The following is a 23,423-nucleotide window of genomic DNA, read 5'->3' as shown; positions in this document are numbered from 1 at the left end:
CCCGGCTCCCGGCTCCCGGCTCCCGGCTCCCGGCTCCCGGCTCCCGGCTCCCGGCGAGATCTTGGAAGCAAATGGCCCTCATAGGGGCCTTTTCCTACCAAGATCTCCACTGATCCCACTCCACGGAACGCCTGTCTCGCGAGGCGGAACGCGCTCGACGCAGCGGGCCAGCCGAACGCCCCGCCACCCCACCAATCCCGCGATCTTGCAGTTGCGGCCCTCAGAAAGGGTGCGAATGGGGCAGAACATGGGCCGCAACTGCAAGATCGCGTAAGCGGAGCGGGGCGGGGGGCGGGGCGGGGCGGGGAGCGGGGAGCGGGGGTGCGTTGGTGGGGAGGGGCCGGGGTAAGCACCTACGGGTGCCCGGGTCGCCGATCCTCCTCGGGGCTGAGGGCGCGGCGCGTACCCCTTTCTACCGTGGAATCAGCGCGGCGGATCGCCGCAGAAGTGGGAGACGACGATGAGTCGCAAACTGGTCCGGCCCCGCCAGGGGCGCATGATCGCCGGTGTCTGCGCCGGCCTGGGGCAGCGGTTCGGCATGTCGGCCGGCATGGTCCGGCTGCTGTTCCTGCTGTCGCTGCTGCTGCCCGGCACGCAGGTCATCATCTACCTGGTCCTGTGGGTTCTGATGCCGAACGAGGACCGCTACCTCGCCACCCGCTGACGCGACACGAGCCGGGACGCCGGCACACACGCGACGCGCCCGCCCCGGATCCTCGGGGCGGGCGCGCGGCGTCAGAGCAGGGAGGTCAGGGTGCCGCGTAGGTGACAGTCACCTTCTCGTAGCCGAGGGAGCGCAGCAGCCCTTCGAGCATCTTGCGGGTGTTCTCCTCGGCCCGGGCGGTGAGCCCGCTGTCCCGGGCGGCAGCGGTGATCCGGTCCTCGGCGAGCTTGTAGACCTGCTGCTGCCGGTTCGGGTCGCCGGCCACCAGGTCGTTGAGCCGGTTGATCAGGCCGCGCTGCTCGGCGAACACGTAGCTCTTGTCCATGTCCAGATCGGTTTCGCCGAGCTGCGGCGCGGGCAGCTTGATCTCGGCGGACTTGCCGTCCTCGGAGACCACCACGGCACCGTCGGCGATCTTCGTGAAGTCGACGTACGCCTCGACCCGGCCCGCCCCGACGAACAGCGTGCGCTCGTTGAGCAGGAAGTCGGGCACGTTGCGCCTGTCGTTCTGCACGTCCACCACGACCTGGAAGTTGCCCTCGGCGGCGACGTAGCGGCTCAGGTCACGGATCGACTTGAGCAGCGGCGGCTGGCTGCGGTCGGTCTGCTCCTTGGCGAACGGGTTACGGAAGTCGGGCAGCAGACCGGTGGCCTGCACGCCGAGCAGCACCACGACCGCCAGCGCCGCCGCGCCGAGCACCCAGAGCAGGCCGCGCGCCGCACCGCCGCCCGACGCCGGGGCGCCCGGACCGGGATCCGGATCGGGCGAACCCTCCGCCCGGTCCCGAAGGGACTCGCTGGTGGGGTAGTCCGGGAACTCCCGGGTGGGCTCGTTGATGTCACCGTCGCGGGCCATCGCCCTCACCGTCCTCGTCCGACACATCGACTGACAATGACGGTACGGCCACCGTGCGACAGTCGCTCGCCGAGCGCCTCGATCGGGTGAAACCGCAGGTCAGGCGAACGCGGACAGGCCCGTGAGCCGCTGGCCGATGACGAGCTGGTGGATCTCGGAGGTGCCCTCGTAGGTGAGCACGCTCTCCAGGTTGTTGGCGTGCCGCATCACCGGGTACTCCCCCGAGACGCCGTTGGCGCCGAGGATCGTGCGGCACTGCCGGGCGATGGCGAGGGCCTCGCGGACGTTGTTCAGCTTGCCCACGCTCACCTGGTGGGGCCGCAGCGAGCCGGCGTCGGCGAGGCGGCCCAGGTGCAGCGCGAGCAGCATCCCCTTGTTCCACTCCACCGCCATGTCGGCGAGCTTGGCCTGGGTGAGCTGGAAACCGGCGAGCGGGCGGCCGAACTGGGTGCGTGTGGTCGCGTACTCCAGGGCCGTCTCCAGGCAGTCGCGGGCCGCGCCCAGCGCGCCCCAGACGATGCCGTGCCGGGCCTCGGTCAGGCACCCCAGCGGCGCCTTGAGCCCGATCGCCTCGGGCAGTCGCGCGTCGGCCGGCAGCCGGACGTCGTCGAGCGCGATCTCGCCGGTCAGTGACGCGCGCAGCGACATCTTGTGCCGGATCTCGCGCGCCGTCACCCCCGGCGTGTCCATGGGTACGGCGAAGCCGCGCACCCCGTCGTCGGTACGCGCCCAGATCACGCCCACGTCGGCGATCGGCGCGTTGGTGATCCACAGCTTGCTGCCGTTGAGGATCCAGTCGTCGCCGTCGCGGCGGGCCCGGGTGGCCATCGAGGCGGGGTCGGAGCCGTGGTCGGGTTCGGTGAGCCCGAAGCAGCCGATCGCCTCGCCGGCCGCCATCGCGGGCAGCCAGCGTTGCTTCTGCTCCTCGCTGCCGAAGCGCCAGATGGCGTACATGGCCAGCGAGCCCTGCACCGAGACCAGCGACCGGACGCCGGAGTCGCCGGCCTCCAGTTCCAGGCAGGCCAGCCCGTACGCGACGGCGGAGGCGCCGGCGCAGCCGTATCCGGTCAGGTGCATGCCGAGCAGGCCGAGCTTGCCGAACTCGCGGGCCAGTTCGCGGGCCGGGACCTGGCCGTCCTCGTACCAGCCGGCGACGTGCGGGCGTACCCGGTCGGTCACGAGCCGGCGCACGACGGCGCGGATCTGCCGCTCCTCGTCGCTGAGCGACGCATCGATGTCGAGCAGGTCGAGAGGAGTCATGGCGTCACCTTAACCAAGCCTCAGGGAGGCGTCACTCGCCCTGGTCACCGAGCACGAGCACCCGCGCGTGGATCTGGTTTCGCTGCTGGAGCGCCGCGCGCAGCGCCCGGTGCAGGCCGTCCTCCAGGTAGAGGCCGCCGTTCCACTGGACGACGTGCGGGAAGAGGTCGCCGTAGAAGGTGGAGTCCTCCGCGAGCAGCTTGTCCAGCGCGAGTTCGCGCTTGGTGGTGATGAGCTGGTCAAGCCGCAGCGGGCGCGGCGGAATCTCGGCCCACTGCTTCAGCGTGAGGTTGTGCTCCGGGTAGGGACGCCCGTCCCGGACCGCCCTGAAGATCACGGCGTGCTCTCCTCCCCAGGCCAGGCTGACAATGTGGATGTCAGCCTAACCGCTCAGGTCCACCGTCCCCGCCGCACCACATCCTGCACCGGACGACGCCCTCGGCGCAGTGACGGTGACCGGTGGTCGACAGCTCGGTAACCTACTGTGATCGCACCGATCGGGTGCAGTTCCGGCGGTACCCCGAACGCGTCCCGGTACGCCCCGATGCGCTGCGGCGGGATGCCGAAGAAGCAGGCGCCCAGCCCTTCGTCCACGGCGGTGAGCAGCATCAGCAGCGCCGCGAAACCGGTGTCCACGTACCAGTAGGGCACCGGCCAGCGGTCCTCGTCGCGGTCCGCCCAGCCCTTGTCCGCCTCGGCGTAGCGGTCCAGGTAGGCGTCACGGTTGGCGTGCGGCACCACGATCAGCGGCGCCCGGCGCATCCCGGCCAGCCAGCGTTCCCGGCCGCCGCCACCGGGCGTGGTGGCGGCCCAGAACCGTTCCCGGTCCTCGGGTTCCTCCAGCACCAGGAAGCCCCAGCCCTGCGAGAACCCGGCCGACGGGGCCCGCACGGCGTGGTCGAGCAGCCGGTCCACCACCTCCGGCGGCACCGGCCGGTCGGGGTCGTAGTTGCGCACCATCCGGCGGCGCCGGACGACCTCGGCGAACTCCACGCTCAGACCTCCGGGCGGACGCCCCAGGCGCCCCGCCAGGTCTGCCCCGGCTCCAGCATGATCAGGTCCTTGCCGGAGCGGAACGCGTCGGGCGGGCAGGTCATCGGCTCCACCGCCACGGACCGGCGGTGCCGTTCCCCGCCGAGGGTGTCGCCGGTGAACACCTGCCACCAGCCGAACTCGCGGTCCGCCCAGATCCGCAGCCCGGACGAGCCGTCCGGCGCGCCGAGCACCACCGCCGAGCCGCCGTCGGCGTCCCGCTCGACGTCACCGAACGCGGTGTCGAGGACCAGGTCGCCGATCGGACGCGGGCTGGTGAAGTCGAACTCGGAGCCGGTCACCTCGGCGGCGGCGACCGGCAGCAGGCGGCTGTCCACCAGCACCCGCCGCCGGGCCGGCAGATGCAGCCGCAGCTCGTCCACGCCGACCTTCGGCAGTTGCAGATAGGGGTGGACGGAGAAGCCGAACGGCGCGGGCTCGTCGGAGAGGTTCGTCGCCTCGTGCTCGGCCCGCAGGCCGTCCGGGCCGACGCTCCACCGGGCCCGCATCCGCAGCGCCCACGGGTAGCCGGGGCTCGGCGGCAGGTCGTAGCCGATGGTCACGCTGTCGGACGACTGCTCGATCGCCTGCCACCGCACCCAGTTCACCAGGCCGTGCAGGGCGTTGTGCCGCTCCGGCTCGGTGAGGTCGAGCTGAAACGACCGCTCCCCGACCGTGTAGACGCCGTCCCGGATGCGGTTCGGCCACGGCGCCAGCACCTGCCCGGCCGACCCGGGGCAGACTTCGTCCTCGGCGTACCCGTCGAGGTGGTCCACACCGTCGTAGCGGTAGGCCCGCAGCCCGCCGCCCACCTCGACCACGACGGCCTCGTGGCCGTCGGCCGCGATGGTCCACTGTGCACCGGACGGTGGCTGCGCGTCGATCCCCATGTCGGCGACCCTACCGTCAGCGGCGCTCCTCGGCGGGGGTGGTCGAGCGATAGCGCAGCAGCGCCGGGAACGCCACCACCAGCAGCACCGCGAGTACGGCGGCGGCCAGACCGCCACCGACCATGGCGAAGCCGGTGCCGAAACCGGCGGCCATCGCACCGGCGCGCAGATCGCCCAGGCGCGGGCCGCCGGCCACCACGACCGTGTTCACGCCCTGGAGGCGGCCCCGCATCCGGTCCGGCGCGTAGACCAGCAGCATCGACTGGCGCAGCGTGGCGCTGACCAGGTCGGCGGCGCCGGCGACACCCAGCAGCACCACTGCCACCCACAACTGGCCGGCCAGCCCGGCGAGCGCGATCGCCACGCCCCAGCCGACCACCGCCACGGTGAGCGCGAGGCCCTGGCGGCGGACCCGGCCGATCCACCCGGAGGTCAGGCCGCCCAGCATCGCGCCGATGGCGATGGAGCTGTAGAGCCAGCCCACCGCCGAGGCACCGCCGAAGCGATCCTGCGCCAGCTCCGGGAACAGCGCCCGCGGCATGGCCAGGATCATCGCGATCAGGTCGATGGCGAAGGAGAGCAGCAGCACCCGCGTGGTGGCCAGGTAACGGAAGCCGTCGACGATGCTGGCGAACCCGGCCTTGCGGACGCCGCCGTCCGGGTCCGGCGTGGGCGGCATCGCGGGCAGCCGCAGCGTGGCCCAGAGCGCCGCCGTGTACAGCAGCGCGTCCGCCGCGTACGCGATGGGCAGCGCCACCTCGACCTGCCAGGCGGCGAAGATCAGGCCGGCGGCGAGCGGGCCGAAGACGGCGGCGGCGGTGAACGTGGTGAAGTTCAGCGTGGTGGCCGCCGGGACCAGCTCGGCCGGCACGAGCCGGGGCAGGATCGCGCTGCGGGCCGGCGAGGTGATCGCGAAGGCGGTCGACTGGAGGGCGACGAGCAGCAGGAGCAGCAGCGGGCTGCGCACGCCGGCCAGCGACTGCACCAGCAGCCCGAGCGTCGAGGCCCAGAGCACGCAGCCGCCGACGAGGAGCACCCGGCGGCGGTCCCGGGCGTCGGCGACCGCGCCGCCCCACAACCCGAAGAGCAGCAACGGTACGAAGCCCGCGATGCCGAGCAGACCGACCCAGAGCGAGCCGCCGGTCAGGTCGAACATCTCCACCGGCACCGCCACGGCGGTGAACTGGAAGCCGAACATGGCGATCGCGTTGCCGGTCCAGACCCGCCGGTACGCGGGCACGCGCAGCGGGCGCAGGTCGATCGCCCAGCGGCGCGCACCCCGCCGCCGGGCCTGCGTGACGTCGGTCACGGCGCGAGCCGCTCGACGACGAAGACCCCGTCCCCGGTACGCCGGAAGCGCAGCCGGTCGTGCAGCCGGCTGGCCCGGCCCTGCCAGAACTCGACGGTCTCCGGACGGACCCGGAACCCGCCCCAGTGCGGCGGCGCGGGGATCGGGTCCACGTCGGCGAACCGCTCGGCCGCCGCCCGGTACGCCTCGTCGAGCGCGGCCCGGTCCGGCACCACTGCCGACTGGGCGCTGGCCCACGCCCCGAGCTGCGAGCCGCGCGGCCGGCCGGCGAAGTACGCCTCGGTCTCGGCCCGGTCCACCTGCTCGACCCGGCCGGTCACCGTCACCTGCCGCTGCATCGGGAACCACGGGAACACCAGGCTGGCCCACGGGTTGCCGGTCACCTCGGTGCCCTTGCGCGAACCGTGGTTGGTGTAGAAGACGAAGCCCTCCGGGTCGTACCCCTTGAGCAGCACGGTGCGCCCGCTGGGCCGGCCCCGGTCGTCGGCGGTGCCGAGCACCATCGCGTTCGGCTCCGGCAGCGGATGGGCCACCGCGTCGGCGAACCAGCGGGCGAACTGGGTGTGCCAGTCCGGTGCCAGGTCCGTCTCGGTCAGGCCCAGGTCGGCGGCGTACTCGTTACGCATGCCGGCCGGGGCGGGTGTGTCGCCTGTCACTGTGGTTGTCCCTCTCCCGGGCGTGCCGGCGTCCCCCGACGCTGGCCAGGCCCCGGTACCCAGTCTTCTCCCTCTCTCACCGACGTCCAGCGGCGGGGATGTCGCGTGGCGCACAGTGGCTGTGGGTCGCGCAGCTTGTTACCCAGCGGGCAAGATGTTCCGAACCACATCCCTGAAGGGTCGCCTGAGCTGCGGGGCTCGATCAGCCCGCCCGGGCGCGCCGAGCCGAAGCCAGGAGACGACATGTCCGATTTCAAACCGGGCCTGGAGGGCGTCGTAGCCTTCGAGACCGAGATCGCCGAACCCGACCGCGCGGGGGGTTCACTGCGCTACCGGGGCGTGGACATCGAGGACCTGATCGGCCAGGTCTCGTTCGGCAACGTCTGGGCGCTGCTGGTGGACGGCCGGTTCGGCCCGGGCCTGCCGCCGGCCGAGCCGTTCCCGGTGCCGGTGCACTCCGGTGACATCCGCGTCGACGTGCAGTCCGCGGTCGCCATGCTCGCGCCGTACTGGGGGCTCAGCCAGCTTCTCGACATCTCCGACGAGCAGGCCCGTGAGGACCTGGCCCGGGTGTCGGTCACCGCGCTGTCCTTCGTCGCCCAGTCGGCGCGCGGCCTGGGCCTGCCGGCCGTGCCGCAGAAGGAGATCGACAAGGCGGAGACCATCGTCGAGCGGTTCATGAAGCGCTGGCGGGGTGAGCCCGACCCGCGGCACGTCAAGGCCGTCGACGCGTACTTCATCTCGGCCGCCGAGCACGGCCTGAACGCCTCCACCTTCACCGCCCGGATCGTCGCCTCCACCGGCGCGGACGCCGCGGCCTGCATCTCCTCCGGCATCGGCGCGCTCTCCGGCCCGCTGCACGGCGGCGCACCGTCCCGGGTGCTCAGCATGCTGGAGGCGGTCGAGCGCAGCGGCGACGCCGACGGGTACGTCAAGGGCGTCCTCGACCGGGGCGAGCGGCTGATGGGCTTCGGCCACCGGGTCTACCGGGCCGAGGACCCGCGCGCCCGCGTGCTGCGGCGTACCGCCAAGGAGCTGGGCGCGCCCCGCTTCGAGGTCGCCGAGGCGCTGGAGAAGGCCGCGCTGGCCGAGCTCCAGGCCCGCCGCCCGGACCGCGTCCTCGCCACCAACGTCGAGTTCTGGTCGGCGGTGGTGCTCGACTTCGCCGAGGTGCCGGCGCACATGTTCACCTCGATGTTCACCTGCGCCCGGATGGGCGGCTGGTCCGCGCACATCCTGGAGCAGAAGAAGCTGCAGCGGCTGGTCCGGCCGTCGGCCACGTACGTCGGCCACGGCCCGCGCAAGCCGCAGCAGGTCGAGGGCTGGGACGCCATCCCGCACGGCGTCTGACGTCTCGCCCGGAGCCCCGTTCCCCTGCCGGTGGAGCGGGGCTCCGGCACGTCCGGGGCGCCTCGGTCAGCGCCGCCACAGGCCCAAGGTCATCACGCCCATGACCACCGCCCCGGTCAGCGCGATGGCCGGCAGGAGGAACGGCACGTGGTGGGTGCGGGTGTCCATGGCGTACCAGGACGGGTCGTCCGGGTGGTACAGCAGGGGCACCTCGTCGCCGACCCGGGTGCCGGAGTAGACGTCGATCTCGGCGACCACCCTGCGGCCGTCGGCGGCGACGAAGGCCACCCGCGCCGGGTCGCCCTTGAATCCCAGCACGATGCCGGTGGCGGTGTGCTCCGCGTGGAACAGGCGCGCGTCCTGATCCACCTTCTGGATGGCGAGCATCAGGAAGACCGTCGCCGCCACGGCGCCGAACGCCAGCGCCAGCCACTCCCCGAACGGGCGGCGGTGTCTTCGGCTCATCCGTCACCTCCGTCACTCATGATCGCGGACGCGGGCAACCCGCCGTCGCCGCCCGTGTGGCGGACGCCTCACCGACCGGGGTGGGACAGCCCGCCGGACGTGCCCGGGCAGGTGCGAGGATGGCCGTGGCAGTGTCGCCGGAACGGGCTCGGACGCCGCCCGCCGCCACGCGGCAGGACATCGTCCGCGCCTGCCAGCTCACCTCTCGCCCATGCGGAAGGATCTTCAAGACCGTGGCTGACGCACCGACCATCCGGATTCCCGACGAGATCAGGCCCGCCGACGGACGATTCGGCTGCGGCCCGTCCAAGGTCCGTCCGGCCGCGGTCTCCGCCCTCTCCGACGTCGCCACCAGCTACCTGGGCACGTCGCACCGGCAGAAGACGGTCCGCGACCAGGTGGCCCGGCTGCGCCGCGGCCTGGCCGAGTTCTTCTCCCTGCCCGAGGGGTACGAGGTGGTGCTCGGCAACGGCGGCACCACCGCGTTCTGGGAGGTCGCCACGTTCGGCCTGATCCGCGACCGGGCCCAGTTCGCCAGCTTCGGCGAGTTCGGTGCCAAGTTCGCCAAGTCGGTCTCCGACGCGCCGTTCCTCGGTGAGCCGACGGTGCGCAAGTCCGACGCGGGCAGCGCCCCGTCGCTGGTGGCCGAGGCCGGCGTGGACGTCTACGCCACCCCGCACAACGAGACCTCCACCGGTGTCGCGGTGCCGATCAGCCGGGTCGCGGGCGCCGACGAGGGCTCGCTGCTGCTGGTCGACGCCACCTCCGGCGCGGGCGGCCTGGACGTGGACGTCGCCCAGACCGACGTCTACTACTTCGCGCCGCAGAAGTGCTTCGGCTCCGACGGCGGGCTCTGGCTGGCCCTGATGTCGCCGGCCGCGCTGGCCCGGGCCACCGAGGTCAAGGAGTCGGGCCGCTACATCCCGGCCTTCCTCGACCTGGTCACCGCGATCGACAACTCGCGGCTGGAGCAGACGTACAACACCCCGGCGCTGGCGACCATCTTCCTGGCCGCGGAGCAGACCGACTGGATGAACTCCCAGGGCGGGCTGGCCTGGGCGGCCAAGCGCACCGCCGAGAGCGCCGGCATCGTGTACGGCTGGGCCGAGCGCTCGTCGTTCGCCACGCCGTTCGTGTCGGACCCGGCGCTGCGGTCCAACGTGGTCGCCACCATCGACTTCGCCGACGAGGTGGACGCGACGGCGATCGCCAAGGCGCTGCGCGCCAACGGCATCGTCGACACCGAGCCGTACCGCAAGCTGGGCCGCAACCAGCTGCGGGTGGCGCTGTTCCCGGCCGTCGAGCCGGCCGACGTCGAGGCGCTCACCGCGTCCATCGACTACGTGGTAGAGCGACTCTGATCACGTCGTCACGGTGCGTGGCCGTCGGGGCTCCGGCGGCCACCCACCGTGATCGTTACCGCAGCTCAGTCACGACATGCCGGGGTGTCGCAGTCCCCATCGGCGGGTAGATGAGCGTACGGTGGTGCGAGACGCCCGGGTGGCCGGCTCCCGTGGCGTGACGGCCAGCGAAGCGGGACGGAGGCAAGCCCATGCGCCCAGTACGCTTCGTCGCCCTCTCCGAGGACGGCCAGGCCCTGGTGCTCGCCGACGAGGTGGGGCGCCTGCTGGCGCTGCCCATCGACGAGCGGATCGCGTCGGCGCTGCACGCCGAGCCGGGCGCCCCGCCGCTCGCGGTGGTGCCGAGCGCCACCGACCCGACGCCGTCGCTGTCCCCACGGGACATCCAGGCCCGGATCCGGTCCGGCGAGTCCGCGGAGGACGTCGCCCGCATCGCCGGCGTACCGGTCGACCGGGTGCTGCGCTACGCCGGTCCGGTGCTCCAGGAGCGGGCCATGCTCGCCCAGCACGCCCGCCGCACCCGGCTCAAGGGCGCGGAGAAGCCGACCCCGCTGGCCGAGGTCGTCAACGGCCGGCTGGCCCAGCACGGCATCGACACCGAGAAGATCTCGTGGGACGCCTACCGCCGCGACGACGGCACCTGGCGGATCATCGCGACCTGGCCGTCCGGCAAGGCCACCGCGCAGGCGGTGTGGGATCTGGACAAGACCCGGCAGAACGTCGCCCCGCACGACGACATGGCGCAATACCTGTGCGCCGAGCGGCCCACGCCGATCCTCGGCCAGGAGCCGGCGCCGGAGCGGGGCGGTCACGCACTGCCCGGTCCGTCGCGCGGCGAGCCGAGCCGGGGTGGGCACGGTCTGCCGGCCGCCTCCGAGCACGCCCGTCCGGGGCGTGACCCGATCCGCGCCGGCCGGGACGCGCTGCTCGCCTCGCTGGACCGTCCGCTCGGCGGCACGTCCGGGCGTGGTCTCGACACCCGCTCCCCGGCCGCGCTGGCCGGGCAGGAGGCGCCCCGTCAGCGGGCCGTCGCCGGTGGTGCCGCCGCGCTGCTCGGTGGTGGGCAGGGTTCGGCCTTCGACGACGACTCGGACGCGCCGAAGGAGATCCCGGCCGTACCCTCGCTGGCCGTGCTGCGGCCCCGCCGCACCGGCCCCGCGGCGGCGACCGGCGGTGCGGCCGCCGAGTCCACCGACGCCGGTGGCAAGCCGCGTAAGCGGCTGCCGAGCTGGGACGACGTGCTGTTCGGCACCGGCCCGGCGGCCCGCGAATCCTCCTGATCCACACTCCACCCTGGCTCGTTGAGAGGGCACTCTAAGTGCCGGCGTGCCAGGGTGGAGTCATGGAGTACACGAACCTGGGACGCACCGGTCTGTCCGTGAGCCGACTCTGCCTCGGCACGATGAACTTCGGTCCGCAGACCGACGAGCCGGACAGTTTCGCCATCATGGACCGGGCGCTCGAACACGGGATCAACTTCTTCGACACCGCGAACGTCTATGGCTGGAAGCTCGGTGAGGGCGTCACCGAGCAGATCGTCGGCCGCTGGTTCGCGCAGGGCGGCGGGCGCCGCGACAAGGTCGTCCTCGCCACCAAGGTGTACGGCAAGATGGGCGAGTGGCCCAACGAGCAGGGCCTGAGCGCCCGGCACATCATCCGGGCCTGCGAGGACTCGCTGCGCCGGCTCCAGACCGACACGATCGACCTCTACCAGATGCACCACATCTCCCGGACCACGCCGTGGGAGGAGATCTGGCAGGCGATGGAGACGCTCGTCGCCCAGGGCAAGGTGATCTACGTCGGCTCGTCCAACTTCGCCGGCTGGCACATCGCGCAGGCGCAGGCCGCGGCCGGCAAGCGCAACTTCCTCGGGCTCGTCTCCGAGCAGTGCATCTACAACCTGCTGACCCGGTACGTCGAACTGGAGGTCGTACCGGCCGCGCAGCACTACGGGCTGGGCATCATCCCCTGGTCGCCGCTGCACGGCGGGCTGCTCTCCGGCATCATCCGCAAGATGGCCGAGGGCAGCGCGGCGCGCGGCACCAGCGGCCGCTCGGCCGACGCGCTGGCCGAGCACCGGAACACCATCGAGGCGTACGAGAAGCTCTGCGCCGACCTCGGCCACGACCCGGCGGATGTGGCGCTGGCGTGGCTGCTGTCCCGGCCGGGCGTGACCGCCCCGATCGTCGGCCCGCGCACGATGGACCAGCTCGACCGCAACCTCGGCGCCCTCGACGTCCAGCTGGACGAGTCGACGCTGACCCGCCTCGACGAGCTGTTCCCGCCGGTGGGCAACGGCGGCCCCGGCCCCGAAGCCTGGGCCTGGTGAAAGGAAGGGCCCCTTCTTAACGCCTCCGGTAGAGGAGGGGCCCCTTCTTAACGCCCCGCCCGCATCAACTCCCCGCCGCCAGCGCCCACACGGCGACGCGGGTGTAGCGCGGCGGCGTACGGCCCAGGTGGCTGCGGATCAGGAGCAACTCGCCGGCCGCCCACTGCGGCCCGGCGTAGTCGTGCAGCGTGTGCACGTCCGAGCGGACGTCGGACTCGGGCACCCGATCACCGGGGCGGGCGATGGTCAGGTGCGCCCGGAACGGCTTGTCGTCGCACGGCAGCCCGGCCTCGCGCAGCCCGCCGCGGATCGACCGGGCGAGCGCGTCGAGCACCTCGACCTCGCCGCGCACGTCGACCCAGAGCACAGTGGACCGGCCCGCACCGAAGCAGCCGCCGCCGGAAAGGCGCAGCAGTGGGCAGCGAACCGTCCGGGCGGCCGAGGCGAGCGCGTACTTCACATCGGCCAGCCGGTCGTCCGGCACTTCGCCGAGGAAGGCGAGCGTGAGGTGCAGGTTCGCCGGGTCGGCCAGGCGAGCGTGGCGGGCGGACGCGACCCGCAGGCCCTTCATCCGGGCGGTCAGGTCGGCGACCGCCACGGCAGGCGGGTAGATCGCCGCGAAGAGACGCACCCGGTCAGCGGTGTCGCTGGTGGTGCGCGGCGCGGGCGGCCGGCAGGGTCAGCCCGGCGGCGTGCAGCAACCCTTCGACGCGTACCCGTTCGATCTCCCGGTCGACGCCGTCCAGCTCGGCCAGGTGTTCGGCGATGCCGAGCGCGTGGCAGGCGGCGCGCAGCCGTTCGTCGTACGCCTCGATGACCGCGCCGTGCCACACCACGCTGCGGTCGGCGGCGGCGAGCCGGTGGCCGCCGAGCCGGCGCAGGTCGGTGGCGAGTTGTTCCAGCGGACGGCGGCCGTCCTTGTCGAACTCGGTGAGGTCGATGTCGCGGGTCAGCGCCTCGGCCTCGATGGCCCGATCGAGCCGCGCGATGGTACGGCGTTCCCGGCGCTGCTCCCGCCACTCGGCCCACCCGCACGCGACCCGGTCGATGATCTCGTCAGCGCAGAACAGCAGCGCGAACAGGGCGGGCAGGCAGCAGACGGCGAGGATCGCCAGCGCCAGCAGCAGTCCCTGCCCCACTTCCACACATCGACGCTAAGCCCTGCCGCACCGGCCCGCCACCCGTTTGGGTAATCGGACCGGTACGACCGGCTATCGGGGCTACTTCGCCCCGGGCGACACCACGTAGAAGCGGGGCATCGGCAGCACCCGCATCCGCAGCCGGGCGCCGGAGCGGCGCAGCTGCCAGGTGAGCGCCAGCAACGCGGCGGTCAGCGAGATCAGGCCGCCGGCCCAGATGCTCGCGCCGGCGCCGTACGTCTCGGCGACCCAGCCGATCAGCGGCGCGCCGACCGGGTTGGTGCCCAGGAACACCAGCACCCACAGCGCCATCACCCGTCCCCGGAAGGAGGCGTCGACACCGAGCTGTACGCGCTGGTTTGCGGCCTGGGCGAAGTAGATCATGAAGAACCCGGCGGGCAGCAGCAGCGTCACGACCAGCCAGTACGCCGGGGCGAGCCCGACGAGCGTGCCGAAGACCGCGCAGCCGATCGCGGCACCGAGCACGAGCCAGACCGAGGGCCGGCTGCGCCGTCCGGTGCCGGCCAGCGCCCCGACCAGCGCGCCGGCCGCGAGGGCGGTGCTGAACAGGCCGAACGAGGCGGCGCCGGTGTTGAACACGGTCTTCGCGAGCGCGGCGAGGGTGAGCTGGAAATTGAACAGGCTCATCCCGATCACCGACATGAGGACCATCGGCAGCAGGATGTCGGGGCGGCGTGCCACGTACCGGAGGCCGTCGACCACCCGGGCCTGGTCGCGCTCACCGACCGGCGGCAGGTCCTTGCGGTGCAGCTCGTCGGTACGCATCCGGACCACGTTCACCAGCGGGGCGATCGAGCTGAGCGCGGTGACCAGGAAGACCGGGCCGACGTCGACGACGGCGATGGCCAGGCCGGCGACGGCGGGGCCGACGATCCGGGCGGAGTTGAACACTGCTGCGTTGAGCGAGAGCGCGTTCGGCAGCAGCGGCATGCCGACCAGCTCGGAGACGAACGCCTGGCGGACCGGCGTCTCGACCGCGTTGGAGACGCCGAGCAGGGCGGCGAACGTGAAGACGTGCCAGAGCTGCACCAGGCCGGTGAGGACCAGGATGCTCATGGCCAGCGCGAGCACGGTCCAGAACGCGTTGGCGACGAAGAGCAGCATCCGCTTGTCGTAGCGGTCGGCGAGCCGGCCGGACAGCAGCGTGAGCAGGAGTACGGGGGTGAACTGCAACGCGGTGACCACGCCGAGCGCGGTCGCGGAGTTGTCGCTGAGCTCGAGGACGAGCCAGTCCTGGGCGATGAACATCATCCAGACGCCGATCAGTTTGATCAGCTGCCCGGTGGCGAAGAGTCGATAGTTGCGGACTCGTAGGGACTGGAACATCGTGCTCAGCTTGGCCTGCACTCTAGGTGCGCCTCCTTGCGTCGGTACGCTTCATCCACAGCTGACGAAGCGAACCGCGGGCGGCGGTGTCAGGCGCGAGCGATGCCCTGGAGGATGTCCGCTGCACGCCGTAGCGTCTCGCGTTCGTCCTCGGTCAGCGCGGCCAGCCGGGTGGCCAGCCACTCGTTGCGGGCCCGCTCGAACTGGTCGAGTACGGCCCTTCCCCCTTCGGTCGCCGCCAGGATGACCTGCCGTCCGTCGGTCGGATGGGGGGTGCGCTGCACGAGGCCGCGCTCCTCCAACTTCGCGACGATCTTCGTCATCGTGGGCGGCTGCACCCGTTCGACATCAGCGAGTTCCCGTGGCGTGAGGGCGCCCGCCAGATTGAGGCTGGTGAGCGCCGACAGCTGGGTGACCGTGAGGTCGCCGACCGGCCGGGCCTGTCGGACCCGCCGGTTGAGCCGGGTGATCGCATCTCGCAGCTGAGGAGCCAGCTGCGCCGGTGGCACGCGTTTCGCCGTCACCGTCCGCTCCGTCACACTAGTTAGCTTAACTAATGAGCCTGGCTAACGACATGCGTTATGACCAGGCTCACCAGCGTCAGAGCAACACGGACTCGACCGGCCCGCGCAGGAAGTACACGATGAACAGCACGGCGACGCCGTACAGGAGCGGGTGGACCTCCCGGGCCTTACCCTTCGCCACCTTGAGCAGCACGAAGCTGATCACGCCGGCCCCGATGCCGTTCGAGATCGAATAGGTGAACGGCATCAGCGCGATGGTGAGGAACGCCGGGATGGCGATCTCGTAGTCGGTCCAGTCGATCGTGCGGACCGCCGTCATCATCAGGAAGCCGACCACCACCAGCGCCGTCGAGGCGGCCTCGAACGGCACGATCAGCGACAGCGGCGCCAGGAACATGGCGAGCAGGAACAACGCGCCGGTGACCAGGTTGGCCACGCCGGTCCGGGCACCCTCCGCGACGCCTGCGGCGCTCTCGATGTACGACGTGTTGCTGGACACCGAGGCGGCACCACCCGCGGCGGCGGCGATCGAGTCGACGAGCAGGATCTCCTTGGCCTTCGGCGGGGTGCCCGTCTCGTCGAGCATGTCCCCTTCCTGGCCGATCGCGACCATTGTGCCCATGGTGTCGAAGAAGTCCGTGATGAGCAGCGTGAAGATGAACATCAGCGGCACCAGCCAGCCGACCCGGCTCCACGAGTTCAGCACGTTGAACTGGCCCAGCAACGACAGGTCGGGCAGGTCCACGATCTGCTTGGGCAGTTCGGGCACGTTCAGCGCCCAGCCCTTCGGGTTCGGCTTGCCGTCGACGAAGGACGGGCCGACGTTGGCGATCGCCTCGACGACGATGGCCAGCACGGTGGAGGCCAGGATGCCGATCAGGATCGCGCCCCGGACCCGGCGTACCACCAGGACCAGCGTGATCAGCAGGCCGACCACGAAGACGAGCATCGGCCAGCTGACGATCTTGCCGTTGATGCCCAGGCCGACCGGCACGGTGGAGTTCGCGGCGTCCGGCACGCGCCGGACGAAACCGGCGTCGACCAGGCCGATGATGGTCAGGAACAGACCGATGCCGACGCCGATCGCGGTCTTGAGCTGCGTCGGCACCGAGCGGAACACCGCGGTACGCAGGCCGGTGAGCACCAGGATGCCGATCAGCACACCCTCGATGACCACCAGGCCCATCGCGTCCGCCCAGGTCATCTGGGGCGCGATCTCGTACGCGACGAGCGCGTTCACGCCCAGGCCGGCCGCGAGCGCGATCGGGAACCGGGCCACCACGCCCATCAGGATGGTCATCAGGCCGGCGACCAGCGCGGTCGCCGCGGCGAGCGCCGGAATCGCAAGCGAACGGCCGTCGCCGTCCTTCCCGCTGCCCAGGATCAGCGGGTTCAACACCACGATGTACGCCATCGTGAAGAACGTGGCGAAGCCGCCTCGCAGCTCTCGGCTCAGCGTGGACCCGCGTGCCGAGATCAGGAAGTAGCGGTCGAAGGCGTTACGTGGATGTGCGGGATCGGGCGGAGTGCCGTGATCCGGCGGCGGGGCAATGGACATGGTTCCTCATCTGGTCATCGGCCGGGTTTTGTCGCGCGCATCGTCCCAGATCACCTGGCGGGCAGGGAAGAACGATCACGTAGGCTGGGCCGGTGTCACAGGAGCAACAGCCGCGGCCGGAGCCGCTCGACCCGCCGATGGTGCCGTTCGCCGTCGCCGGGCTGATCGCCTGGGCGGTGGCCGGCCTGGTGCTACTGATCTTCTTCCGGGACTGGCTCACCGAGTCCGGGCGTCAGAACTGGCTCTGGACCTGCCTGGCCGGTTTTCTGTGGGGCTTTCCCGGCTTGGCGGTGATGATGCGGCACGACGCCAACCGGCGTCGCCGACGCGCTGCCGCCGCGCAGCGACAGCGCTGACCCGTCAGGGGTGGCCGTACGGCTCCGCCGGCTCGGCCGACTCCACCGAGCCCGGGGCCCGGCTGACGGTCATGGCCTCGACCGCGCTGTCGTCGTAGACGGTCGGCAGCTCGTCGACGGGCGTCTCGGCCGCCTCGACCAGCGTCTCCGAGTGCGCGCCGCACCCGTGGTCGGCGCTCACCACCCGGCCGTCGTCCGGGGCGAAGAAGTTGCCGCAGGCGCCGAAGGCCAGGCGCAGCGAACCGGCGAGCGGCAGGTAGAAACCGCAGGTGCCGCAGCGGGCGGCGGCCGGCGCGGCGACCGAGATCGCGGCGTCCGGGCCGTGGTCGCCGTCGTACCAGCGCTGGGCGGCCTCGGCGCGGCCCTCCCGGGACAGCACCCGGGGCCGGCCCAGGCCCAGCTCCCAGGCGGTCTCCTCCACTGCCGGGTCGTCGGAGAGCAGGTAGCCGGGGGCGAGCCGCTCGTCGTCGGCAGGGGTGGGCAGCAGGTCGCCGGGGCCCAGATCGCCCGGCTTGAGCCGCTCCTGCCACGGCAGCCAGCCCGGTGCGAGCAGCGCGTCCGGGCCGGGCAGCAGCACCGTCTCGCAGATGGTGACGTGCCGGCTGCGCGGCACCCGGGTCACCGTGACGGCCCAGCGCCAGCCGCGGTAACCGGCCATCCGGCATTCGAAGTAGTGGGTGACGACCCGATCGCCCTCGGCGACCGCCTGGAGATGATCGCCGATGTCGGTGGGCTCCACCTCGGTGATCGCGTCGCGGGCCACCTCGACGGCGGCGGCGCAGACCTGGTCGAGCCGGGGAGCGCGGGCGGAGGCGGGCCTGGTCACCGGACCATTGTTCCCCATGCCCGTCCACGGGCGACAGGCACTCCCCGGAGTCATTCTCTCCGGGTGATGCGGCGCACGTGGAAAGGATGGGCGAGGATGGGACGCATGGCGCTGTCCTCCCGCTCCGGCCGCTCCTTCCTCGGGCGGACCGTCGGCACCGGCATCCGCGCCACCCGGCTGCTGCTGCGGGGCTCGATGCACGGCGGACGCTGGATGACCCGGCGGGCCGGCACCGCCCGGGCCCGCAGCGCCGGCAACGAGGTGGGCATGGTCCGCCTGTTCGACCTGCACGCGCTCTCCTGCGCCGGTGACACGCTCATCGCGATCGGCCTGGCCGGGACGATCTTCTTCGACGTGCCGCTGGGCGAGGCGCGCAACAAGGTGGCCCTCTACCTGCTGGTCACCATGGTCCCGTTCGCCATGCTCGCCCCGGTGGTCGGCCCGCTGCTCGACCACTTCCGCCACGGCCGGCGGTACGCGCTGGCCACCACCATGCTCGGCCGGGCGTTCCTGGCCTGGTTGATCTCCGACTACATCGGCAGCTTCGGGCTCTATCCGGCGGCGTTCGGCGTTCTCGCGCTCTCCCGGGCGTACGGCGTGGCCCGCTCGGCGGCTGTCCCCCGGCTGCTCCCCGAAGGGCTCGGGCTGTCCCAGGTCGGGGCGCGCGCGAGCGTCTACGGCACGGTGGCCGGCGCGCTCGTCGCGCCGATCGGGCTGGCCGCGTTCTGGTTCGGGCCGCAGTGGCCGCTGCGGGTCGCCTCGGTGATCTTCCTGATCGGCATGGTGATCTCGCTCCGGCTGCCGCCCAAGGCCGACTCCGAGCCGCCGGAGCGGATGCCGCACCCGTTGCGCGCGCTGCGCCGCCGCGACGGCGAGCGCCCGCTGGGCCGGGGTCGCCCCAGTGGCCGGCTGGTGATCGCCACGCTGATCGGCGCGGCGGCGCTACGCGGGCTCTACGGCTTCCTGCTGCTGTTCCTGGCCTTCGCGATCAAGGCCGGTGACCTGACCACCGACTTCTTCGGCCGCGACCTCGGCGCCCAGGGCGCGCTGGGCCTGGTCGGCGGCGCGCTGGCGGTCGGCACGTTCCTGGCCACCGCGCTCGGCACCCGTCTGCGCATCCACCGGCCGACAGCGCTCCAGTCCAGCGGCACGATCGTGGTGGCCGGTGTGGCGGTGCTCGCCGCGCTGAAGTTCTCGCTGCCGATGGTGGCGCTGCTCTGCCTGGTGGCGGCGATGATGAGCGGGATCGCCAAGCTGGCGGTGGACGCGTCGATCCAGGAACGCATCCCGGAGCGGCTGCGCGCCAGCTCGTTCGCGCACTCGGAGACCGCGCTGATGCTCGCGTTCGTGGCCGGCGGCGGGCTCGGGCTGGTGCCGTTCACCGGCCTGATCGGGGTGACCGTCGCCGCCGCGGTGGCCGCGCTGGTGGCCGTACGCGGCGTGCTCGTCGCCGGCAAGCTGCGCGGCGAGCACCTGGCCGGCCGGCCGCTCGGCGACGAGGAACTGGCGGCGGAGCAGGCGACCCGCGACGAGAAACCGGCCACCACCTCGTTCGACGACCCGGCGCCCACGTCGCCGGCGCCCCAGCGCTCCGGCCCGCCGCCGGACGACGACGGGCTGGCCCCGCCCGGCTTCCACATCTACCGGCCGTCCTCCTCGGTGGGCGGGCCGGGCGGCGTCGAGGACACCGAGCGGCGCGATCCCCGGGGGCCGGTGGCGTGACCGGTCTGCTCGTGGTCACGGCCGTGCCGGCCGAGGCCGAGGCGATCCGTGCCGGCCTCACCGCACCGGCAGCGCCGGACGGGACAGCATCGCCGGACGGGACTGTGCCGCCGGACGTGACGGTGCTGCCGGTCGGGGTCGGCCCGGCCGTCGCCGGGGCGGCCACGGCACGGCTGCTGGCGCTGGCCGAGGCGGCCGGGCGGCCGTACCGGGCGGTGGTCAGCGCCGGCATCGCCGGGGGTTTCGTCGGCCGGGTCGCGGTGGGCGGCACGGTGCTCGCCGACCGCAGCGTCGCCGCCGACCTGGGCGCCGAGTCACCTGCCGGGTTCATCCCGGTCGAGGACCTGGGCATGCCTCCCGAACTGCTGGGCGGCGGCCGGATCGTGCCCGCCGACCCGGTCCTGCTGGCCCGCCTGCGCGCCGCGCTGCCCGGGGCCACCGTCGGCACGGTGCTCACCGTCAGCACGGTGACCGGCACCGCCGCGAGCACCGCGGCCCTCGCCGAACGGCACCCGGACGCGGTGGCCGAGGCGATGGAGGGGTACGGCGTGGCGGTCGCCGCCGCTCAGGCCGGTGTGCCCTTCGCCGAGCTGCGTACCGTCTCCAACCCGATCGGACCGCGTGACCGGAGCGCGTGGCGGATGCGGGAGGCGTTCGCCGCGCTCACCGCCGCGGCGGCCGCCCTCCACTGATCTCGTCCACCTGTGGATAACCCTGTGGAGAAGTCGTCGGGCTGGGGACGGCCAGGGTCAGATCGTGATGACGACCTTGGCTCGCGCGTGCTCGGTTTCGAGGTAGCGGACGGCCTCGGGCACCTCGCACAGCGGATGCGTCCGGTCGACCACAGGGGTGAGCCGGCCCGCCTCGGCGTGCTCGCGCAGCACGTCGAGGTGCGCCCGGCCGGGTGAGGTGGCGAGGACGACGACGCGCTGCCTGACGACCGGCGCGACCAGCCGTCCGCGCGCCAGCAGCCCGATCGGGCCGAGCAGGCTGCCGCCCCGGTAGACGCCTCCGCCGGAGAGCACGAGCGTCCCGTCCGGCGTGAGCGCCCGCCGCAACGCGGTCAGGGAGCGGTTGCCGACCAGGTCGAACACCACGTCGTGGCGGCGCCCGTCGCGGGTGAAGTCGTCGCGGGTGTAGTCGACCACGTGGTCGGCGCCCAGCGAGCGGACCAGCGCGACGTTGCGGGTGCGGCACACGCCTGTCACCGTCGCGCCGAGCGCCTTCGCCAGCTGGACGGCGAGCGTGCCGACGCCGCCGGAGGCACCGTTGATCAGGACGCGGTGGCCGGGCCGGACCTGCCCGGCGTCGCGCAGGCCCTGGAGCGCGGTGACGCCAGCCAGCGGCAGGGCCGCCGCCTGCGCCGGGGTCAGGTTCGCCGGCCGCGGCGCGACCAGGTGCTCGGGCACGCAGACGTACTCGGCGAACGCGCCGTCGGCCTCGCCGAGGTCGCCGAAGACGGCGTCGCCGGGGCGTACCTGCCGCACCTGGGCGCCGACGGCCTCGACCCGGCCGGCGAAGTCGCGGCCACGGATGCGGGCGCGGGGCCGCCCGAGGCCGAGCGCCAGCCGCGACAGCCGGGGGTCGCCGCGCATGACGTGCCAGTCGTACGCGTTCAGCGCGGCGGCCTCGACCCGGACGAGGACCTCGCCGGGGCCGGGCGCGGGCGTCTCGACCTCGGCGAGCACGAGTGTCTCCGGGGGGCCGTACCGGTCCTGGACGATCGCCTTCATGTCGCACTCCCTCCCAGGTATACGGCGTACACCTTCATGAGGCAAGGCTAGGTGTACGCCGTACACCAGTCAAGACGGTTACTGTGTCAACGGCCTTCGGGAGGACTGGGGACGACATGGCGGAGCGGGTGGAGACGGCGCGAAGGGCACCCCTGACCAGGGATCGCGTCCTGCGTACCGCAGTCGTGCTCGCCGACCGGACCGGCATCGAGTCGCTGAGCATGCGCAACCTCGCGCAGGACCTGGGCGTCGTGCCGATGGCCCTCTACAAGCACGTCGCGAACAAGGACGAACTGCTCGACGGCATGATCGACATCGTCGTCGCGGAGATCGAACCGCCGGCGGCCGGCGACTGGAAGCAGGCGATCCGCCGCCGCATCCTGTCGGCGCGGCAGATGCTGCTCCGCCACCCCTGGGCGTCGCTGGCGATCGAGTCCCGGACCACGCCCACCCCGGCCGTCCTGGCGTACCTCGACTCGACAGTGGGCGCGCTGCGGGCGGGCGGGTTCTCCACCGACCTGGCCCACCACGTCATGCACGCGCTGGGCAGCCGGGTGCTGGGCTTCAGCCAGGAACTGTTCGACACCTCCCGGCAGGCGGGCCGGTCGGGCGCGACGAGCGCCGACCCACCGGCGGACCTGCCACCGGAGGCGGCCGCCCGGTTCCCGCACCTCGCGGCCATCGCCACCGCCGCGTCCCACGACGACGACTCGGTGGTCGGGCCGGGCTGCGACGACCAGTTCGAGTTCGAATTCGCGCTGGACCTGCTGCTCGACGGCATCGAGCGGCTGCACCGGAACGGCTGGACGTCACACCGGACGGGGTGACGGGCCGCCCGGCCGCCGGGGTTACGGTGGGACCGTGGCGCTCTCCCTGGCGATCTCCCCCTGCCCCAACGACACGTTCGTCTTCGACGCCCTGGTGCACGGCCGGGTGCCGGGCGCGCCGCCGGTCGAGGTGACCTACGCGGACGTCGACGTCACGAACACCGCCGCCGAGCGGGGTGCGTTCGACCTGGTGAAGGTCAGCTACGCGGCGCTGCCGTGGCTGCTCGACGACTACCACCTGCTGCCCTGCGGCGGCGCGCTGGGCCGGGGCTGCGGCCCGCTGGTGCTGACCCGTGGCGACCGGACCGACCTGTCCGGCGCGACGGTGGCGGTGCCCGGCGAGCGGACCACCGCGTACCTGCTGTTCCGCCTCTGGGCGGCCGGCCAGGCACCGGCGCGCATCGAGGTGGTGCCGTTCCACGAGATCATGCCGGGCGTGGCCGCCGGCCGGTACGACGCGGGCCTGGTCATCCACGAGGCGCGCTTCACCTACCCGCGGCACGGCCTGACCGCCCTGGTCGACCTGGGCGAGTGGTGGGAGGGCGACACCGGGCTGCCGATCCCGCTCGGCGCGATCCTGGCCCGCCGGGGCGCTGTCGACCCGGTCGAGGCCGCCGCCTGGATCCGCGAGTCGGTACGCCAGGCGTGGGCCGACCCGGCGGCGAGCCGCGAGTACGTCCTCGCGCACGCGCAGGAGATGGAGCCCGACGTGGTGGACCGGCACATCGGCCTCTACGTCAACGAGTTCACCGCCGACCTGGGAGAGGCCGGCTTCGCCGCCGTGGAGGCGCTGCTGGGCCGGGCCGCCGACGCCGGGCTCGTCCCTCAGACCTCCAGCTCGCGCGCCACCGCGTGGACCAGCTGAGCGATCTTCTGCGCGGTCTTCCGATCCGGGAAGCGACCCCGGCGCAGGTCCGGCTGGACCTTCGCCTCCAGCACCTTGATCATGTCTTCGACCAGGCCGTGGAGTTCCTCGGCCGGCCGGCGGCGCAGCTCCGCCACGGACGGCGGCGCCTCCAGCAGCTTGACCCCCATCGCCTGGGCGCCCCGCCGGCTGTCGACCACGCTGAAATCGACCCGCTGGCCACCCTTCAGGTCGGCGACACCCGCCGGTAGCGCGCCCTTCGGCAGGAACACGTCGCCACCCTCGTCACTGGTGACGAACCCGTACCCCTTGGCGGCGTCGTACCACTTCACTCGACCCGTCGGCACCTGTTGA

General features: G+C 72.7%; 26 protein-coding genes. 10 read left to right on the top strand and 16 right to left on the bottom strand.

Annotation, left to right across the window (positions count from 1 at the left end; genetic code table 11):
- The first annotated feature begins 460 nt into the window (after nt 1–460).
- Nucleotides 461–664 carry a PspC domain-containing protein gene (locus tag OC439_RS24030; protein ID WP_135242981.1) on the top strand — a complete coding sequence of 68 codons (204 nt, stop codon included), beginning with the start codon at nt 461–463 and terminating at the stop codon, nt 662–664.
- Between the two features lie 85 nt (nt 665–749).
- On the opposite strand, the gene OC439_RS24025 is transcribed toward OC439_RS24030, so the two are convergent.
- From OC439_RS24025 to pdxH, 7 genes are all read right to left on the bottom strand, one after another.
- Entirely contained in the window at nt 750–1,520 is a 771-nt protein-coding gene (locus OC439_RS24025) for a DUF4230 domain-containing protein (protein ID WP_262015402.1), read from the bottom strand.
- Between the two features lie 99 nt (nt 1,521–1,619).
- Nucleotides 1,620–2,780 (bottom strand): acyl-CoA dehydrogenase family protein, encoded by a 1,161-nt coding sequence (locus tag OC439_RS24020; protein ID WP_262015401.1) that lies wholly within the window; start codon nt 2,778–2,780, stop codon nt 1,620–1,622.
- 31 nt (nt 2,781–2,811) lie between these two features.
- Nucleotides 2,812–3,117, bottom strand: a complete 306-nt coding sequence (locus OC439_RS24015; protein WP_013283726.1) for a type II toxin-antitoxin system VapB family antitoxin — start codon at nt 3,115–3,117, stop codon at nt 2,812–2,814.
- A 53-nt stretch (nt 3,118–3,170) separates the two neighbouring features.
- Nucleotides 3,171–3,773 (bottom strand): nitroreductase family protein, encoded by a 603-nt coding sequence (locus OC439_RS24010; protein ID WP_262015400.1) that lies wholly within the window; start codon nt 3,771–3,773, stop codon nt 3,171–3,173.
- Nucleotides 3,774–3,775: 2 nt separating this feature from the next.
- Nucleotides 3,776–4,702, bottom strand: coding sequence for an aldose 1-epimerase family protein (locus OC439_RS24005; protein WP_262015399.1), 927 nt, complete (start codon nt 4,700–4,702; stop codon nt 3,776–3,778).
- Between the two features lie 16 nt (nt 4,703–4,718).
- On the bottom strand, nt 4,719–6,011 hold the full coding sequence (locus OC439_RS24000) for an MFS transporter (protein ID WP_262015398.1): 1,293 nt from the start codon (nt 6,009–6,011) through the stop codon (nt 4,719–4,721).
- Nucleotides 6,008–6,637: a pyridoxamine 5'-phosphate oxidase gene (gene pdxH, locus OC439_RS23995; protein WP_209310504.1), complete on the bottom strand. Its 630-nt coding sequence runs from the start codon at nt 6,635–6,637 to the stop codon at nt 6,008–6,010. The genes OC439_RS24000 and pdxH overlap by 4 nt, the downstream gene beginning before the upstream one ends.
- A 273-nt stretch (nt 6,638–6,910) precedes the next feature.
- Here pdxH and OC439_RS23990 point away from each other — a divergent pair, with 273 nt between their 5' ends.
- Nucleotides 6,911–8,017 (top strand): citrate synthase 2, encoded by a 1,107-nt coding sequence (locus OC439_RS23990; RefSeq protein WP_262015397.1) that lies wholly within the window; start codon nt 6,911–6,913, stop codon nt 8,015–8,017.
- A 66-nt stretch (nt 8,018–8,083) separates the two neighbouring features.
- Here the strand turns inward: OC439_RS23990 and OC439_RS23985 are convergent, their stop codons facing one another.
- Entirely contained in the window at nt 8,084–8,482 is a 399-nt protein-coding gene (locus tag OC439_RS23985; RefSeq protein ID WP_262015396.1) for a DUF3592 domain-containing protein, read from the bottom strand.
- 233 nt (nt 8,483–8,715) lie between these two features.
- On the opposite strand from OC439_RS23985, the gene serC reads away from it, so the two are divergent.
- The 3 genes from serC to OC439_RS23970 all read left to right on the top strand — a co-directional run bounded on the left by serC (nt 8,716) and on the right by OC439_RS23970 (nt 12,172).
- A complete protein-coding gene (gene serC, locus OC439_RS23980) occupies nt 8,716–9,843 on the top strand; it encodes a phosphoserine transaminase (protein WP_262015395.1) in 1,128 nt (375 codons plus the stop codon).
- A 191-nt stretch (nt 9,844–10,034) separates the two neighbouring features.
- The gene (gene sepH, locus OC439_RS23975) at nt 10,035–11,123 is read left to right on the top strand and encodes a septation protein SepH (RefSeq protein WP_013283719.1); all 1,089 of its coding nucleotides are present in this window, start codon (nt 10,035–10,037) and stop codon (nt 11,121–11,123) included.
- A gap of 62 nt (nt 11,124–11,185) precedes the next feature.
- Nucleotides 11,186–12,172: an aldo/keto reductase gene (locus tag OC439_RS23970; RefSeq protein WP_262015394.1), complete on the top strand. Its 987-nt coding sequence runs from the start codon at nt 11,186–11,188 to the stop codon at nt 12,170–12,172.
- A gap of 64 nt (nt 12,173–12,236) precedes the next feature.
- Here OC439_RS23970 and thpR read toward each other — a convergent pair whose 3' ends face one another.
- From thpR to OC439_RS23945, 5 genes are all read right to left on the bottom strand, one after another.
- Nucleotides 12,237–12,803 (bottom strand): RNA 2',3'-cyclic phosphodiesterase, encoded by a 567-nt coding sequence (gene thpR / locus OC439_RS23965; RefSeq protein ID WP_262015393.1) that lies wholly within the window; start codon nt 12,801–12,803, stop codon nt 12,237–12,239.
- 4 nt (nt 12,804–12,807) lie between these two features.
- On the bottom strand, nt 12,808–13,317 hold the full coding sequence (locus tag OC439_RS23960; protein ID WP_013283716.1) for a hypothetical protein: 510 nt from the start codon (nt 13,315–13,317) through the stop codon (nt 12,808–12,810).
- Between the two features lie 75 nt (nt 13,318–13,392).
- A complete protein-coding gene (locus OC439_RS23955; RefSeq protein WP_262015392.1) occupies nt 13,393–14,679 on the bottom strand; it encodes an MFS transporter in 1,287 nt (428 codons plus the stop codon).
- 68 nt (nt 14,680–14,747) lie between these two features.
- Nucleotides 14,748–15,197 carry a MarR family winged helix-turn-helix transcriptional regulator gene (locus OC439_RS23950; protein WP_030274920.1) on the bottom strand — a complete coding sequence of 150 codons (450 nt, stop codon included), beginning with the start codon at nt 15,195–15,197 and terminating at the stop codon, nt 14,748–14,750.
- A gap of 61 nt (nt 15,198–15,258) precedes the next feature.
- The gene (locus tag OC439_RS23945) at nt 15,259–16,740 is read right to left on the bottom strand and encodes an NCS2 family permease (protein ID WP_030274922.1); all 1,482 of its coding nucleotides are present in this window, start codon (nt 16,738–16,740) and stop codon (nt 15,259–15,261) included.
- 92 nt (nt 16,741–16,832) lie between these two features.
- On the opposite strand from OC439_RS23945, the gene OC439_RS23940 reads away from it, so the two are divergent.
- The gene (locus OC439_RS23940) at nt 16,833–17,096 is read left to right on the top strand and encodes a DUF2530 domain-containing protein (RefSeq protein WP_135242968.1); all 264 of its coding nucleotides are present in this window, start codon (nt 16,833–16,835) and stop codon (nt 17,094–17,096) included.
- 4 nt (nt 17,097–17,100) lie between these two features.
- On the opposite strand, the gene OC439_RS23935 is transcribed toward OC439_RS23940, so the two are convergent.
- Nucleotides 17,101–17,940 (bottom strand): DUF3027 domain-containing protein, encoded by an 840-nt coding sequence (locus tag OC439_RS23935; protein WP_135242967.1) that lies wholly within the window; start codon nt 17,938–17,940, stop codon nt 17,101–17,103.
- An 87-nt stretch (nt 17,941–18,027) separates the two neighbouring features.
- On the opposite strand from OC439_RS23935, the gene OC439_RS23930 reads away from it, so the two are divergent.
- Both OC439_RS23930 and OC439_RS23925 read left to right on the top strand, forming a co-directional pair.
- Nucleotides 18,028–19,644, top strand: coding sequence for an MFS transporter (locus OC439_RS23930; protein WP_194798893.1), 1,617 nt, complete (start codon nt 18,028–18,030; stop codon nt 19,642–19,644).
- Nucleotides 19,641–20,336: a futalosine hydrolase gene (locus tag OC439_RS23925; RefSeq protein WP_262015391.1), complete on the top strand. Its 696-nt coding sequence runs from the start codon at nt 19,641–19,643 to the stop codon at nt 20,334–20,336. Before OC439_RS23930 ends, OC439_RS23925 begins: the two co-directional genes overlap by 4 nt.
- Before the next feature lie 57 nt (nt 20,337–20,393).
- On the opposite strand, the gene OC439_RS23920 is transcribed toward OC439_RS23925, so the two are convergent.
- Nucleotides 20,394–21,377 carry an NAD(P)-dependent alcohol dehydrogenase gene (locus OC439_RS23920; RefSeq protein WP_262015390.1) on the bottom strand — a complete coding sequence of 328 codons (984 nt, stop codon included), beginning with the start codon at nt 21,375–21,377 and terminating at the stop codon, nt 20,394–20,396.
- Between the two features lie 116 nt (nt 21,378–21,493).
- On the opposite strand from OC439_RS23920, the gene OC439_RS23915 reads away from it, so the two are divergent.
- Both OC439_RS23915 and OC439_RS23910 read left to right on the top strand, forming a co-directional pair.
- Complete coding sequence (locus OC439_RS23915) at nt 21,494–22,204, top strand: TetR/AcrR family transcriptional regulator (RefSeq protein ID WP_262015389.1); 711 nt, start codon at nt 21,494–21,496, stop codon at nt 22,202–22,204.
- A 34-nt stretch (nt 22,205–22,238) separates the two neighbouring features.
- Nucleotides 22,239–23,069 (top strand): 1,4-dihydroxy-6-naphthoate synthase, encoded by an 831-nt coding sequence (locus tag OC439_RS23910; protein ID WP_262015388.1) that lies wholly within the window; start codon nt 22,239–22,241, stop codon nt 23,067–23,069.
- Here OC439_RS23910 and OC439_RS23905 read toward each other — a convergent pair.
- Entirely contained in the window at nt 23,030–23,416 is a 387-nt protein-coding gene (locus OC439_RS23905) for a cold-shock protein (RefSeq protein ID WP_026267952.1), read from the bottom strand. The genes OC439_RS23910 and OC439_RS23905 overlap by 40 nt on opposite strands.
- Nucleotides 23,417–23,423: the final 7 nt, after the last annotated feature.

Source organism: Micromonospora sp. Mcm103, assembly GCF_024519755.1.
Lineage (GTDB): Bacteria > Actinomycetota > Actinomycetes > Mycobacteriales > Micromonosporaceae > Micromonospora > Micromonospora aurantiaca.
The sequence above is the reverse complement of the archived record's forward strand: the minus strand, read 5'-3'. Positions and strand labels throughout refer to the sequence as shown.

What these genes read in the sequence shown, in the direction of transcription:
- OC439_RS24030 (WP_135242981.1), top strand. Translation starts at nt 461, where the DNA reads ATGAGTCGCAAACTGGTCCGGCCCCGCCAGGGGCGCATGATCGCCGGT.
- OC439_RS24025 (WP_262015402.1), bottom strand. Translation starts at nt 1,520, where the DNA reads ATGGCCCGCGACGGTGACATCAACGAGCCCACCCGGGAGTTCCCGGAC.
- OC439_RS24020 (WP_262015401.1), bottom strand. Translation starts at nt 2,780, where the DNA reads ATGACTCCTCTCGACCTGCTCGACATCGATGCGTCGCTCAGCGACGAG.
- OC439_RS24005 (WP_262015399.1), bottom strand. Translation starts at nt 4,702, where the DNA reads ATGGGGATCGACGCGCAGCCACCGTCCGGTGCACAGTGGACCATCGCG.
- pdxH (WP_209310504.1), bottom strand. Translation starts at nt 6,637, where the DNA reads ATGCGTAACGAGTACGCCGCCGACCTGGGCCTGACCGAGACGGACCTG.
- OC439_RS23990 (WP_262015397.1), top strand. Translation starts at nt 6,911, where the DNA reads ATGTCCGATTTCAAACCGGGCCTGGAGGGCGTCGTAGCCTTCGAGACC.
- OC439_RS23985 (WP_262015396.1), bottom strand. Translation starts at nt 8,482, where the DNA reads ATGAGCCGAAGACACCGCCGCCCGTTCGGGGAGTGGCTGGCGCTGGCG.
- sepH (WP_013283719.1), top strand. Translation starts at nt 10,035, where the DNA reads ATGCGCCCAGTACGCTTCGTCGCCCTCTCCGAGGACGGCCAGGCCCTG.
- OC439_RS23970 (WP_262015394.1), top strand. Translation starts at nt 11,186, where the DNA reads ATGGAGTACACGAACCTGGGACGCACCGGTCTGTCCGTGAGCCGACTC.
- OC439_RS23945 (WP_030274922.1), bottom strand. Translation starts at nt 16,740, where the DNA reads ATGTCCATTGCCCCGCCGCCGGATCACGGCACTCCGCCCGATCCCGCA.
- OC439_RS23935 (WP_135242967.1), bottom strand. Translation starts at nt 17,940, where the DNA reads ATGGGGAACAATGGTCCGGTGACCAGGCCCGCCTCCGCCCGCGCTCCC.
- OC439_RS23930 (WP_194798893.1), top strand. Translation starts at nt 18,028, where the DNA reads ATGGCGCTGTCCTCCCGCTCCGGCCGCTCCTTCCTCGGGCGGACCGTC.
- OC439_RS23920 (WP_262015390.1), bottom strand. Translation starts at nt 21,377, where the DNA reads ATGAAGGCGATCGTCCAGGACCGGTACGGCCCCCCGGAGACACTCGTG.
- OC439_RS23915 (WP_262015389.1), top strand. Translation starts at nt 21,494, where the DNA reads ATGGCGGAGCGGGTGGAGACGGCGCGAAGGGCACCCCTGACCAGGGAT.